General features: G+C 49.3%; 9 protein-coding genes. 2 read left to right on the top strand and 7 right to left on the bottom strand.

The features are described from left to right. Window positions 1-30: 30 nt before the first annotated feature. Window positions 31-1,005 carry a DUF1852 domain-containing protein gene (locus tag AC6R1A_RS02595; protein WP_500634055.1) on the bottom strand — a complete coding sequence of 325 codons (975 nt, stop codon included), beginning with the start codon at window positions 1,003-1,005 and terminating at the stop codon, window positions 31-33. Window positions 1,006-1,349: 344 nt separating this feature from the next. Between AC6R1A_RS02595 and AC6R1A_RS02590 the strand changes: the two genes are divergently transcribed. Next, on the top strand, window positions 1,350-1,994 hold the full coding sequence (locus AC6R1A_RS02590) for a GntR family transcriptional regulator (RefSeq protein WP_500625267.1): 645 nt from the start codon (window positions 1,350-1,352) through the stop codon (window positions 1,992-1,994). Window positions 1,995-2,073: 79 nt separating this feature from the next. Here AC6R1A_RS02590 and AC6R1A_RS02585 read toward each other — a convergent pair whose 3' ends face one another. Genes AC6R1A_RS02585 through AC6R1A_RS02570 form a run of 4 tightly spaced genes read right to left on the bottom strand, consistent with a single transcriptional unit; the run spans window position 2,074 to window position 7,915 of the window. Continuing rightward, on the bottom strand, window positions 2,074-3,330 hold the full coding sequence (locus tag AC6R1A_RS02585; protein WP_500634056.1) for an amidohydrolase family protein: 1,257 nt from the start codon (window positions 3,328-3,330) through the stop codon (window positions 2,074-2,076). Then, window positions 3,327-5,813, bottom strand: coding sequence for a branched-chain amino acid ABC transporter ATP-binding protein/permease (locus AC6R1A_RS02580; protein WP_500634057.1), 2,487 nt, complete (start codon window positions 5,811-5,813; stop codon window positions 3,327-3,329). Before AC6R1A_RS02580 ends, AC6R1A_RS02585 begins: the two co-directional genes overlap by 4 nt. Next, complete coding sequence (locus AC6R1A_RS02575; protein WP_500634058.1) at window positions 5,810-6,679, bottom strand: branched-chain amino acid ABC transporter permease; 870 nt, start codon at window positions 6,677-6,679, stop codon at window positions 5,810-5,812. The genes AC6R1A_RS02580 and AC6R1A_RS02575 overlap by 4 nt, the downstream gene beginning before the upstream one ends. A gap of 51 nt (window positions 6,680-6,730) precedes the next feature. Beyond that, on the bottom strand, window positions 6,731-7,915 hold the full coding sequence (locus tag AC6R1A_RS02570; RefSeq protein ID WP_500634059.1) for an ABC transporter substrate-binding protein: 1,185 nt from the start codon (window positions 7,913-7,915) through the stop codon (window positions 6,731-6,733). Window positions 7,916-8,082: 167 nt separating this feature from the next. Here AC6R1A_RS02570 and AC6R1A_RS02565 point away from each other — a divergent pair, with 167 nt between their 5' ends. Further along, a complete protein-coding gene (locus AC6R1A_RS02565; protein WP_500634060.1) occupies window positions 8,083-8,490 on the top strand; it encodes a nuclear transport factor 2 family protein in 408 nt (135 codons plus the stop codon). A gap of 98 nt (window positions 8,491-8,588) precedes the next feature. Here the strand turns inward: AC6R1A_RS02565 and atzF are convergent, their stop codons facing one another. Beyond that, window positions 8,589-10,370, bottom strand: coding sequence for an allophanate hydrolase (atzF, locus tag AC6R1A_RS02560; RefSeq protein WP_500634061.1), 1,782 nt, complete (start codon window positions 10,368-10,370; stop codon window positions 8,589-8,591). A gap of 53 nt (window positions 10,371-10,423) precedes the next feature. Then, window positions 10,424-14,014 (bottom strand): urea carboxylase, encoded by a 3,591-nt coding sequence (uca, locus tag AC6R1A_RS02555; protein WP_500634062.1) that lies wholly within the window; start codon window positions 14,012-14,014, stop codon window positions 10,424-10,426. Window positions 14,015-14,120: the final 106 nt, after the last annotated feature.

The following is a 14,120-nucleotide window of genomic DNA, read 5'->3' as shown; positions in this document are numbered from 1 at the left end:
GATTGTTCCTTCACAGTATTTTCATCATGGTTACGCGTAGCTTTCTGACCACTGATCAAGTCGCGCTTGATACGGTTGAATAAAGTGCGTTTGTGCAAATTTCCCTTGCTCTACTGCCAATTGGCTGCGTTCTTCTCGGTCATAGACGATTTGTGTCAGAGAGTGATCGAGATTGTTCAATTTTGGCTGATACACCGCGCCCGCGGCTGCGTTAGCGTTGTAGATCTCTGGGCGATAAATCTTTTGAAAGGTCTCCATCGTGCTGATCGTGCTAATGAGTTCAAGATTGGTGTAATCATTGAGTAAGTCGCCAAAGAAGTAGAAAGCCAGGGGCGCGACGCAGTTCGGCGGCATAAAGTAACGTACGTCTAAGCCCATCTTTTTGAAATACTGCTCAGTAAGCGACGATTCATTCGGCAGATACTCAACACCGAGCACCGGGTGTTGATTGCTGGTGCGGCGATAGATTTTGTTGTCAGAAACACTGAGGCAAATCACCGGACGCTTGTTAAACGATTGGTGATATGTCGCGGAGCGAACAAAAGACTGGAACAGTTGACCATGCAGCTCACCAAATTTTGGCGGCACACTAAACTGGCTCGTCTGCTTATTATGCTCAAGCAGTAAGACACTAAAATCGTAATCGCGCACATAGGAAGAGAAGTTATTCCCCACGATACCTTCAATGCGTTGATTGTTTTTACGATCCAAAATATGCGTTTGCAGGACTTCTATCGAGGGAAAAGCGTCACTTTGCCCGTCCAACGCAATCTCGACGGAGATGATGTCCAACTCCAATGCGTAACGATCACCAGTAGGATTGTCCCAATGGGCAAGCGAATTAAAGCGATTGTCCATCATTCGCAGCGCCGCTCGCAGGTTCTCTTGACGCTGCTCGCCCCGTGCCAAGTTTGCAAAGTTGGTGGTAATACGCGTGTTGTCTGACGGCTGATAATGCTCATCAAAACGCAGGCTTTTAATCCTAAAAGTGAACTCGTTATTCATTGTAATTATCCTATTTCCTAAGAAAACGCTGACGATTTAGGCTCTGCTGGGTGGGTCAAAGCCTAACGCCAGTTATACGGAGTTCACGAGTTGAAGAATATTGGTATTACTTCACTTTAAACATGAAAAAGTTTCATGGTGAGAATAGCAGTGCGATAAATAAAACGACTGACTTACTGGTCGTCGATGATGAAAATCAACAATATAAACAAGGTATAACGTTGTCACTAGCGGGAAAACAGAGTTAGACTTAACGATAGTGAATAGGTTACAAAGGCTTGAAAAACATGGTTACGTCGCGTTCCACCACATCGACGCATAAACAAAAGGAAGTGCAGAGAATTATGGCGGCGCTATCAACTGCTGTCGCGCAACACAAACTAAAACCGGGACAGCGTTTGGTTGAAGCGCAAATTGTCTCCGCACTTCAAGCCAACCGTAACCATGTACAAACGGCGCTACAACGCTTGGCCCTGCAACACATCGTTAAGATAGAGCCCAACCGTGGCGCGATGGTGGCCAAACCTAGTGAAGCCGAAGCTAAAGAAGTATTTGCGGCTCGTCGGGTGATTGAAAGAGGTATCGTAGAAGGTATTTCATCCGAACTGATGGCCGACCATTGGCATGAGATTCTTGCACACATTGAGCGTGAGCATGCTGCTGTACATACCGATGATCGACGAGAAATTGTCGACGCGCTGTGTGACTTTCATCGTCTCTTAGCGCGACTCTGTGGTAATACGGTATTGATGGAGATGTTTGACAACCTGATGGTACGCAGCTCGTTAATCGTCGCACTCTACCAGCGTAACGACGTTCCCACCTGCCAGCATGATGAACACCTGCAGCTTATAGAGGCATTAAAGTCTGGCGACACAAGCCTTGCCGTCTCTGTGATGTTAGCCCACCTCGACCATCTTGAGGCTGAGCTCGACTTAAGCCGTCACAAAGAGCAAGAACTCGATTTGAGTGAAGCACTCAACCTTTGATATCAGTATTGTGCTTACCACTTATTCTTTCTCGTTCTCTGAGCCTTACGCCCAAGCTATACTGACGTCAAGCCAGCGTTTATTGCGCCTTTTCCAATTGATGCAACTGCACTTCTGGCCTGGTAAAGGTGACGTTTCCGCGCTTGATACCCATAGTGGGGAGCGCTATCTTCGCGACGATATCGGCTTTGTCTAACGCATCAAAAAACACCGCGTCCGCCGCCTTTCCGACCCCTATGCCATGCTGAACAATTTTCATGAGCCTTGCTGAATCCGTACAAACCCAATCAAAACACTGCGCTAACTCTGTTTTTGTCGCCAAATGGGCAATGTTGGCATACAGATTCGCCATCCTGATTTGAGACGCGTCGCCATAAGGTGTAAATGGATTCTCAATGTTGTTGCTCGATATTGAGCAGCACACCCCGCGCTGACTCATCGGCTTGAGCGGCGCCACCCCTCTCGGTATCAGACAATCAAAATCACGACCGTTGAGAAAAAGATCGGTGCTCGGCAGCGCCGTCAAATGAACACCTGCCATAGCCATTTGTGCTGCTATGGGCGCGAGCGCTTGTGATGGCAGCGCCGATAGTTTTGTCACATGCCCAACGGTAACCCGTCCCTGATAATCAAATGCCTGCGTCATCTCGATGACAAACGGCAATGTCATGGTGGATGTATCAAGGTCAAAATCAAGGTGAAAATCAATATCCACATCGTATTGCTTGGCCAAAGAAAACAGCACCCTTACCTGCTGCTCTGGTTCACTATCGGTATAAGGGCACCCCCCCAACAGATCCGCCCCTTGATCGAGTGCGTCAGCCAGTAATTCGTACGTTCCCGGGTTATTGTGAAGGCCTTCTTGCGGAAAGACGCACAACTCCAGCGTTATCGCCCAGGCATACTCTTTTTTGAGCGCTGAGATTGCCTGAAAACCAACCAACCCTATCACAGGATCAATCTCTACATGCGTACGCATATAACTGGTACCATGCTTGATGGCCTTCTCTAGTATCTGTTTCCCGCGCTGATAGATGTCTTGATAAGTGAACTCCGCTTTTAGCCGTGAGGTCTGTTCAATCGCTTCTTGCAGTGTGCCTTTTTGCAAGGCACACCGAGATACCGTGCATGCTTTATCAAGATGTACATGGGTTTCTACCAGACCGGGTAGCATCAACCTGCCTTGTGCGTCTATCTCTTTCCTACCCCTCAGTTCACTGGGTTCAAGTTCAACTTGCCGTTTAAAGCCAACAAACACCCCCTCGTTGATAAATGCGCAGTTAAGTTGTGGCTCGCCGTCCAAGCGGCAATTGGTCACTACAGTATCGGCTATCATGAGCTTACTCCTAAATACGCTTTTTCTAGCTCAGAATCTGATCGTAGCTGTTCCGAACTGCCGGTTTGTACAATGGTGCCCGTTTCAAGCAGGTACGCGCGATCGGCTATCTGCAAGGCAAGGTTCGCCATCTGATCAACCAGTAAGATGGTCACGCCGTCATCTCTGAGCTGCGCGAGCGCATCATAGAGCTCAGCGATCATCGAAGGTGCGAGCCCAAGTGACGGTTCATCCAACAACAAAATGTGTGGCTTCGCCATTAATGCCCTGCCTACCGCCACCATCTGCTGCTCACCTCCGGATAGAAGGCCCGCCTGACTGTCGATACGATCGCGAAGACGAGGGAATCGCGCCAAAATAGCCTCAATTTCTGACTCTTTATCCACTTCATCTAGACGGCTGTGTGCTCCCATTAACAAATTATCTCTGACGGAGAGCTCACCAAATAACTGACGACCTTCGGGTACCAAAGCCAATCCGCGTTTCGCTATTTGACTCGCATCGAGGTGATGGATATAAGCATCGTCAAGACCAATCGTACCGCTGCGCGGTTTTTTCAAACCAGCGAGGCTTTGTAAAATGCTGCTCTTTCCAGCGCCATTGGCGCCCAAGATGGCGACACACTCACCTGGGTTCACTTCAATGTCCACTTCGTGCACAACCGGTGAGGCACCGTAATCTATCGTTAATTGCTTGGTAAACAACACGGCTTCTTTTTCCGCTTTCCATCTGTTTTCACGCGGCGGTGCGGTATAACTGGTTGCGCCAAGATAAGCGGCGATGACTTTGGGATCTTGTTGTATCTGTTGAGGTTTGCCGAAGGCAATGGGCGTTCCTGCATCCAGTACTAATATGTCATCACTGACACCCATCACCAATTTCATATCATGCTCAACCAAGATGACCGCAATACCAAAGCCTGCAATCGACTTAATTAATTGAGCAAGCTGATCGGTGTCTTCTCTACTCAGCCCAGCTGCAGGTTCATCCAGCAGTATCACCCACGGGCATGTCGCCAACGCACGCGCAATCTCGACCAAGCGTCGATCAACATGCGGCAAGTCTTCCGCTGGTGTGTGGATAGAGCCACGATAGCCCACCAAAGCCAATAGGTTTAACGCCAGATCTCTTTGACCGGATCCCTCCGCATAAAACGGGTGACCGAGTGTACCTTGCTGCATTGCAGCAAGCAGGTTTTCAATGACCGACATATCCTCAAACAGTTGTGTGGTTTGATAGGTGCGGGCAACACCACTTCGGGCAATGCGGTGTGCAGGAAGTCCCGCAACCTCTTCATTCAACATCACACTGCCTTGATCGGGCGTATAAAAACCACTGATCATATTGAGCACGGTGGTTTTGCCCGCGCCATTAGGACCGATGATGCTCGTCACTTTGCCTAACTGCGCGTCAAAACTCACCGCTTTGGCCGCAACCACGCCACCAAACGTGATACCGATATTATTGACTTTGAGCGCGTTCAACCCGTTGTCAGCACGATCATAAAACGTCGCGATAAGATGACGATTGACAGAATTAGGCGGAAGTTGGGTGAATGAACGACGAAATTTCGCTGCGGCTTCTCCAATCAAACCTCTTGGCGCCACCCATAGAACCACCAATAGCAAAACAGCGAATATCAGCAGGCGATATTCGGCCAGAGGCGCTAGGAGTTCAGGCAATAACACGACCACAGTAGCGCCAATGACCGGCCCCCATAGCGTGCCGACTCCCCCCAAAATAACGACGAGAACGAACAAAATTGACTGGGTAAACGGAAATGCACTTGGGCTGATGTACATCATTAGCGGAGGGATCATCGCCCCAGCGATACCAGCAAATGCCGCAGACAAAGAAAACGCGAGCGTTTGCGTCTGTACTGGGTTAAATCCTAGCGATCTCGCGGCAATAGGGCTGGACTTGACCGCGCGCATCGCTTTGCCCCAACCACTGAAATAAAACAGCTGATAGGTGAGTAACCCTAAGCCCAAAATAGCAGTGCTGCTCAAGGCAAGTAGACGTTCAGGTTCCATCTCTCCGAATTGCGGCATCATGATACCCATCAATCCGTTGGCGCCTCCAGTGAGGCTCTTCCACTCCATCAAACCATGATGAACCACAAAGGCAAAAGCGATCGTCACCATTGCCAAGTAAGGGCCAGTAACCCGCATTGCTGGAATGGCGAGTAATGCTCCTATGGCTGCGCACACTAAACATGCCGCAGCTAAGGCGAGCACAAACGGCACATCATTGAGTAATAATAGTGCGCTCACGTAAGCACCGATGGCGTAGAACGCAATGTGACCGAAGCTTATCTGACCACTCATCCCCATTAATATGTTGAGCCCGATTCCGACGATAGCCGTTAACACGCATAGGGTAAAAACCAGCAGAGAATAACTGTCGAGTAGGAAACACAATATCGCCCCTACTAGGGTGAACAGCGCCACCCATAACCAAGACTTGGTATTGATAGCGCTCATACCTTCACCTCCTGACCTTTAACAAACAGGCCATTCGGCTTCACAGCCAAAGCTATAATGACCAGAGTAAAGGTAATAATTTGTGTAAATGCAGAGCCAAAATAGACGGTGACAATCGCTTCAACTAAACCAAAAATAAGCCCTGCGCTGAATACGCCGGAGGCACTCGCGATCCCGCCAAGGATAGCAACAGCAAACGCCTTCAAGCCAAACAATGTTCCCATGTCCGAATGCACGGCATAGAGCGGCGCGATGAGAATGCCTGCAATTGCCGCAAGTACCGTAGAGACAGCAAAACTGACGGCGACCACGCGACTAACATTAATCCCCATTAACTGCGCTGAATTGGGGTTTTGAACGCTCGCCTGCAGCACCTTACCAAGTTGGGTATGCCTTACGACCAAGACAAGTAAACCTGCAATGACCACCCCGACAACCGGGATCATGACTTGCAGTACATAAACACCGCTACCAAATAGCTCAAGACTTGTCGTCGCGAACGTGTTGGTGAACTGCCTTGGCTCTTTGCCGAAACTGAACAGAACCGCGTTGTCCATCAATATCCCCCCAGCCACTGTCGCCATAAGCCACGCATCGGAGCCTTTGCTGGCAAACGGACGCACTAAGAACCGCTCGATGACCAGTCCATATAATGCGCTTAAAAGCAGTGTGATAGAAAAAGCAACCCAATACGGCATACCCCATGTGATACATAATGTGTAAGCCAGCACAGCACCAAGCATCATCGCGCTGCCCTGAGAAAAATTCACCGTCTTACTGACGATAAAGGTAATATGGAAACCCAAAGCAAGGAGAGCATACATGCTCCCCAGACCAAGGCCTGTTATGATCGCGGCGGTTAACATGGCGCTACGCTCTCCTTTACATGGTGATGGATGAATAACCCAAACCGATCGTTACTGAACTGGAACGATTTGGTTATTCACAAAGTGTGTGAACACGTAGTCATTGGGGCCGATCGCATCATGCTGTGTTTCTGTAAACGGACGCTTGAAATCCTTGATCAGCCCTTGATAGTCATCAATGCGGTAGTACCCTTCACGAATCGCGCTCCCCTCCGTAGATCCAGCATTCTTGATTGCGAGCGCCGTTAAATGCATCGCGTCATACGCATTGGCAATGCCAACGGCTGGAGTCACATCGGCAACACTTTGTATCTCTGGGAATTTCGCTTGCAACTTGCCAAATACCTCGCCGCCTTTTCCGGTTGTGGTATCCGTAAAGGTAAACGTCTGAATAAAGTGCACTCGATCGGCCGTTGGACCAGCTAGCTCACCGAAACGTCCACCCGCCGGTCCCCAGTGGGAGACTACAGGGACATCCCAGCCCATACGTTCAAGTGATTTGACCACCTGAGCAGAAGGCGCGACGTTCGCTACCATTAATAGCGTGTCCGTCCCTTTCTCTTTTAAACGGGTCAATTGTGGGACTAAGTCAACGTCACCAGATTCAATACGCTCAATACCGGTGTGTTCTATGCCACGACTATTGAGAGCTTGGCGAAAACCTGTTTCGTTCGACTCACCCCAAGGGTTGTTTATCAGCAACATGCCTGGCTTTTTCATCGCATACTTATCGATGGCATACTGAACCAGCGCTTCGTCGACCACCTCATCCACCGCTGAGACACGAAACACATAGTTCTCCTTAGCGCCATTTTTGGTAATGGGTGTACCCGCGGCCCACACCCCCATGAAGGGCATTTTCATTCGGTTGGCGACAGGTACAATCGCAAGCGAAACGGGCGTGTCTAAACCACCAAATAACACCGCGACCTCTTCTTTTTGAATCAACTCGCGTGCCGCTAACAGCCCTTTTGATGGGTTGCTTTCATCGTCACGTCGCACCAGTTCAAGTGGTCGACCTAATACGCCGCCACCTTCGTTTATCTCATCAATCGCAATTTCTAACCCACGAGTGATCGCCTCTCCTGATTTCGCCGACTGGCCTGATAGAGCAGCAACTAATCCCACTTTAATCGGCTCCTGCGCAATGGTTGAAAACGCCGTCAAAGACGCAGCGGCCAAAGCGCTTATCCCAAGTCCCTGTCTGACCCATTTTTTGATAATTGAATGTTTCATAAGATCCCTCTTTTTATTGATTGCTAGCTATTGCACAATAATTGCTAGCAATTTAGGTGCCATACGAAAAAGTGCGGTTTTCAGCCGATTAGAGGCGCACTTTGCACAAAAAAGGCACAAAAATTAACATTTTTGCACCAAATCAAACCACATAAGGAAATGAATCGATGAGTGAACTAGAGAATGCTGTAGACATCGTCCAACAATTTTTAGAAGCATCAATGAAGCCAGATCCGGAGACGGCCGCGACGTTTATGGACCCTGACGTTAAAATCACTTTTACAGGTCGAAGAGAAATGGAGGATACCCACGCCATCACGGCTTTTAACCAACAACGATACCAATGGGTGAAAAAGAACATTCAGCAATACGATGCAATGGAAAAAGAGGGCCACTGCGTCGTGTATTCAACAGGTTTTTTGTATGGTCAGTGGCCAGATGGACGCCATTTCGATGGCAATCGCTACACAGATAGATTTGAAGTCAGGAAGGGTAAAATTACAAAAATGGACGTGCTCAACGACAGCGCTGAGTGGATTCTTGATCCATCGATAAATCGTGAGCAGGCTGAATAGGTCAGCACGTAGATCATACTGATGTCCATTCACGCCTTCTCATCAATTTGTAACCCCCTATGCCACATGATGTTGGCATGGGGGGTTATAAACATATTTTAGCAGCGTTCAGATAACTCTTGCAGATAATACCGCCACCCTCCAGTCTGGGTAATGTCGGTAGCCCCTTCAATGCCAATCCCTTCACATATGAACCCTGTAACCCAGTCACCAGAATCAATCTCAACGCGGCCCAACCCCAATGGATGGGGAATGAGCATCAAAAGGGAACCAAGCTGCTTTTTCGGCACGCGCCAAATTTCAACTTCAATCTTTTGCCCTTGGTTTGAATGACGCACTAAGCCCGGTCTCAGTGGGGGCCCGCCGGCTAAGCAATAAAGAGAATAGTGTTCAGATGTCGTGGTTCGCCGTTTAAAGTTCGCACCTAACTCAATCAGTTGATGATTGAGCGCTAAATCTTTCATGTGTGCACCACAAACCAATAGGTCCACACTCTCGCAACTCTCTAATTCTATTTCGGTCGCCCCTAGTGGTAAGTTCATTGTTCTCTGCCACTCGGTCGCTAACGTAATCAAGGCTTCGTCATGAAATGCTTGGGCAAACAGAGTTACGCCAAACGGGAGTCCGGCGTCGGTGAAACCTGCTGGCATTGCGATCGCACTGTAGTCGAGTAAGTTCATGAAATTGGTGTAGTAACCAAGGTTTGAATTGAGCCCGATTGGGTTATTGTTCACCTCATCAATGGTGTAAATCGTGCCGGCGGTAGGGGTTAGCACAACATCCACATTTTCCATCAATTTATCGCACTGAACCTTAAATGCTTGCAGTAGATACATGGCTTTAAACGTATCCGCAGCCGATAGTTGTTTCGCTCCACCGACAATCGTTTGAATCACCTCTAAACACTGTTCTTGATTATCGTTGAAGAAGGATTCAATCGCGGCGTATCGCTCCGCAACCCAAGGACCTTGGTAAAGAAGATTGGCGGCCTCTAAGAAGGGTGACAAATCGAAAGGAATAATCTGCGCGCCCAAAGACTCTAAGCGAGCAACCGACTGAGCATAGAGCTGATGGTATTCTTCATTACCAAAGAATTTAAGCTGCTCTTCACCTGGAACTCCGACCCTCAATCCTGAAAATTGCGTCGTTGTGTTTTGTCCTTGTTTAAGGGCATGGCGCGCATAACAGTCGCTCTCATCGTAGCTTGCGCCAACTTGGTAGAGGGTGCTTAAGTCTTCAGCACACTTGGTAAAAAACGTCACGCAATCTAGTGTACGGCAGGCCGGAACAACGCCACTGCAGCTCAACACCCCTCTGCTCGGTTTGAGGCCATAAAGGTTGTTAAATGCTGCCGGGACACGTCCTGAACCCGCGGTATCGGTACCCAATGCAAAGTAAACTTGGTTGCTCGCAACCGCAACCGCACTGCCAGAGCTCGAACCGCCTGAGATGTGTTTAGGATCAAAGCTATTTTTCACTGCTCCCCAAGGGCTGCGTGTACCCACTAAGCCAGTGGCGAACTGGTCAAGGCTCGTCTTACCTAAGGGGACTGCACCTGCTTTTATCAACTGCTGAACAACGTAAGCCGACTCCGTTGGTTGATAGCGGTATGCCTCGCAACCCGCGGTGGTGTCTAAACCCTGCAAATCGATATTATCTTTGATCGCAAAAGGAACACCAAACAGAGGTAGCTGGTCAATCTCTTGCCCTGAAAGTTGAGCGAGATACTCCCCCAGTTGCTGGTCAGAAATCACTGACACCCAGGCATTGGATTGATCCGCTCTCACTTGCGCCAGTTTGCTGCGCAAAAACATCTCTACCTCTATATCACCATTACGGTATGCTTCAAGTAAGCGGCCGATCGTTGTTGGTTCTTCCATTGCCTGACACCTTGTATTTGAATCTGTCATCTTTTCTATCCTCAAAAACCGAATCATGCCTTGCAGGTGTTGACGACAAGCAGTGGCTCACCCGCATGGACTTGTGCGCCCGCCTCGTGGCATATCGAGTCAATCACACCAGAGACACTCGCGGTCACCTCAAGCTCCATCTTCATCGCTTCTAGTATCATCACGACGTCGTTCTCTTTTACCGTTTGGCCAGGCTTAACAAGCACTTGCCAGATGTTGCCAGCAACATGACTCTCAATGGCTTCTTGTCCCTCTGCAAGCTCAGTGTGTACATTCGACTGCTCAATTTCAGTGGCGACAAAATTCGCTTGTCCAGACTCTTCCCAGCGTTGGCGCTCTTGTTCAAATGCTTGTTGCTGGCGTGCTTTGCTTTGCTTTATTTCATCGGCATGGTCATCAAGAGTGGATTGATAGTCCGCGAGTGAAAACTCTGTCTGTTCAATTTTGATTGGGTAATGACCTAAAGGATGCTTTTCACGGATATCCAATAGCTCTTGTGCACTCACTTCATAGAACCTAATCTGGTCAAAAAAGCGCAATAGCCAAGGCTTGGTAAAGGCTTCTGTTTGACGATAGCGATTCCACATTTGCAAAGTGCGACCGACAAATTGATACCCCCCGGGGCCTTCCATGCCGTAGACACACAAATAGGCGCCACCAATGCCTACCGCGTTTTCAGGCGTCCAAGTACGTGCTGGATTATATTTAGTCGTGACCAAGCGGTGACGAGGATCCATTGGTGTTGCGACCGGCGCGCCAAGATACACATCCCCTAAGCCCATCACTAAGTAGCTGGCATCGAACACAATGCGCTTAACGTCCTCGACTGAATCAAGCCCGTTGATGCGGCGAATAAACTCAATGTTGTCTGGGCACCAAGGTGCGTCTTTACGTACGATCTCATCGTATTTACGTATCGCCAGCCGAGTGGCTTCATCATCCCAAGAGAGTGGCAAATGCACTACGCGAGCAGGGACAGCGAGATCATCGATGTTATCCAGCGTTGCTTCAATTTTTTCTAGCTCTTCAAGCAACTGCGCTCTTGGCAACATAAGGTTATCGTAGTGAATTTGCAGGGAACGTATCCCCGGAGTCAGTTCTTCTACACCTAGCAACCGCCGCTCTTGAAGCTTCAGCATCAAAGCATGAACTCGAAATCGCAGACGAATATCGAGTCTTTGTGGTCCATATTCCACCAGCAGGTAATCCTCGCCACTGGGTCGATATACCACCTGTTCTCCATATTGACTGGCTGGTATTGTTTTAATGACGGGCGAGCCGAGATCTGCTCTTGGCAGCGCCATTTCATCAATAGCGCCGACTTCAATTTGAGCCAGCTGCGCGCGCTCGGCTAACTCGGCGTTTTCTACCGTAACCGGAATAAATCGAATCTTATCCCCTGCTTTGAGCTGTCCCATTTTCCATAGATCGGCTTTGATGATGGTGGCAGGGCAAACGAACCCTCCCAAGCTCGGCCCATCCGGCCCTAAGATGACCGGCATGTCACCCGTGAAATCGATGGTACCAACCGCATACGCATTATCGTGAATGTTAGAGGGATGAAGGCCCGCTTCGCCACCGTCAGCCCGCGCCCAATTTGGTTTCGGTCCAATTAAGCGTACACCGGTTCGGCTCGAGTTAAAGTGCACTTTCCACTGCGCATCAAAAAATGTATCGATATCTTCCTGAGTGAAAAAATCAGGCGCACCGTGCGGCCCATAGATCACTCGAATCTGCCACTCGCCGTTGAAAATCGGCTGAGGAAGTGAGCCAATTTCAGCGCCACCCGCTTGAACGACGGGATGAATGTGCAACACATCGCCCGCTAGCAATGCGCGCCCAGCATGGCCCCCAAATTGACCTAAAGTGAAGGTTGAACGGCTACCTAGATATTGAGGACAATCAATGCCCCCCTGAACAGCGAGATAAGTGCGAGCGCCATCGAGTATTTTACCGAGTTTGAGCGTTTGTCCTGCTTTGATGCCGATGGCCGCATTCATCGCAACTGTTTGATCATCAAGCGTCGCTTGAATCGTTGCACCCGTTAGAGCTATACGAGTGTCTTGGTTAAATTTTAACGTTGGACCAGAAACAATCATTTCCAGACCGGCACTGGATTCATCATTCCCCAGCAGTCTATTGCCTAAACGGAAGCTCAAGCTATCCATCGGACCTGAAGGCGGCACGCCAATGTCCCAGTAGCCTGTTCGTGCTGGGTAGTCTTGAATGGTGGTTTGGGTACCTCCGCTGATCACATCAAAGGTATTGGGCTTGAACTCAAAGCTATTAAGAGATTGAGTCAGCACCTCGCCTTTCTTAACCCGTTCGCTCGCTAAGAGCTGGCTCAAGTACGCTTTGTTGTGCTCTATTCCGTAAATAGTACTTTTGTCTAAGCTTTGTTTAAGTTCAGCCAGAGCCGTGTCTCTATCGGCAGCATGAACGATCACTTTCGCCAGCATAGGGTCAAAAAATGGTGATACTTCGACGCCCGCTTCAATCCAGTGTTCAATGCGCAAATTCTCTTGCTCTGCCCACTCAACATGGCTCAATAGACCGGCACAAGGTTGAAAGTTCTTGTTGGCATCTTCCGCATAGAGACGAACCTGAATCGCATGGCCTTGTGATTTGAGGTGCGCGCCCAGCGTTGTTAACTCGAGTTGCTCTGCCCCTTGGTGAACCATCCACTCGACAAGGTCCACACCAAACACTTCTTCTGTGACACCATGTTCAACCTGAAGACGCGTGTTGACTTCAAGGAAGTAGAAGGCTTGTGTTTGCTGATCCAATACAAACTCCACCGTTCCTGCATTTCGGTAATTCACCTGAGCGGCCAACTTCACTGCGGTCTCTTGTAGCTTAGATCGAGTTTCATCGTCGAGGTTAGGCGCGGGGGTTTCCTCAATGACTTTTTGGTTACGGCGCTGCGCCGAGCAGTCCCGCTCGCCCAAGGCAACGACATGACCCTGCCCATCGCCAAAAATCTGGACTTCGATATGCCGTGCTTGTTGTATAAACTTCTCGATGAACACGCCACTGTTGCTGAAATTGTTCTCACTCAATCGTTTAACGCTGTCGTAAGCCTCATCCAACTCTTGGCTTGTGAAACAACACTGCATGCCGATACCACCACCACCTGCCGTGCTTTTGAGCATCACTGGGTAACCAATGTTCTCCGCTTCACGCAGTGCTTGCTGCTTGTCGTTAAGCAACCCCGTACCAGGGAGAAGTGGCACATCGGCTTGGGTGGCAAGGTGGCGTGCAGAGTGTTTCAGTCCGAACGCACGCATTTGCTCTGCTGTGGGCCCTAAAAAGACCAATCCTTCTTGTTCGCAGCGTTCAACGAACTCTGGATTTTCACTCAGGAAACCGTAGCCAGGATGAATCGCTTGCGCGCCCGACTCTTTAGCGATGGAGAGTATTTTATCTTGGTCAAGGTAGGTCTCGGTCGCGCCCCCTTGTCCTAGAGAGAACGCTTCATCAGCACCGACGACATGGAGACTGTGTGAATCGGCTTCGCTGTAAATCGCAACGCTGCCAATATTGAGGTGTTTTAACGTGCGGATAACTCGACAGGCAATGGCTCCACGGTTAGCAATCAATACCTTACTAAACATAATTTCGTCCCTAAAATCCGGGTCGTCCCGGAACAACAAAGAGCATTCGTTAGGGTCGTCCCTTGCTCATGTTCGACAGCGTGCTTGCTGACGTTATCGCCAAAAC

Source organism: Vibrio sp. R10-SG3-ISO3 (assembly GCF_059834225.1).
The sequence above is the reverse complement of the archived record's forward strand: the minus strand, read 5'-3'. Positions and strand labels throughout refer to the sequence as shown.

What these genes read in the sequence shown, in the direction of transcription:
- AC6R1A_RS02595 (WP_500634055.1), bottom strand. Translation starts at nt 1,005, where the DNA reads ATGAATAACGAGTTCACTTTTAGGATTAAAAGCCTGCGTTTTGATGAG.
- AC6R1A_RS02590 (WP_500625267.1), top strand. Translation starts at nt 1,350, where the DNA reads ATGGCGGCGCTATCAACTGCTGTCGCGCAACACAAACTAAAACCGGGA.
- AC6R1A_RS02585 (WP_500634056.1), bottom strand. Translation starts at nt 3,330, where the DNA reads ATGATAGCCGATACTGTAGTGACCAATTGCCGCTTGGACGGCGAGCCA.
- AC6R1A_RS02580 (WP_500634057.1), bottom strand. Translation starts at nt 5,813, where the DNA reads ATGAGCGCTATCAATACCAAGTCTTGGTTATGGGTGGCGCTGTTCACC.
- AC6R1A_RS02575 (WP_500634058.1), bottom strand. Translation starts at nt 6,679, where the DNA reads ATGTTAACCGCCGCGATCATAACAGGCCTTGGTCTGGGGAGCATGTAT.
- AC6R1A_RS02570 (WP_500634059.1), bottom strand. Translation starts at nt 7,915, where the DNA reads ATGAAACATTCAATTATCAAAAAATGGGTCAGACAGGGACTTGGGATA.
- AC6R1A_RS02565 (WP_500634060.1), top strand. Translation starts at nt 8,083, where the DNA reads ATGAGTGAACTAGAGAATGCTGTAGACATCGTCCAACAATTTTTAGAA.
- atzF (WP_500634061.1), bottom strand. Translation starts at nt 10,370, where the DNA reads ATGGAAGAACCAACAACGATCGGCCGCTTACTTGAAGCATACCGTAAT.
- uca (WP_500634062.1), bottom strand. Translation starts at nt 14,014, where the DNA reads ATGTTTAGTAAGGTATTGATTGCTAACCGTGGAGCCATTGCCTGTCGA.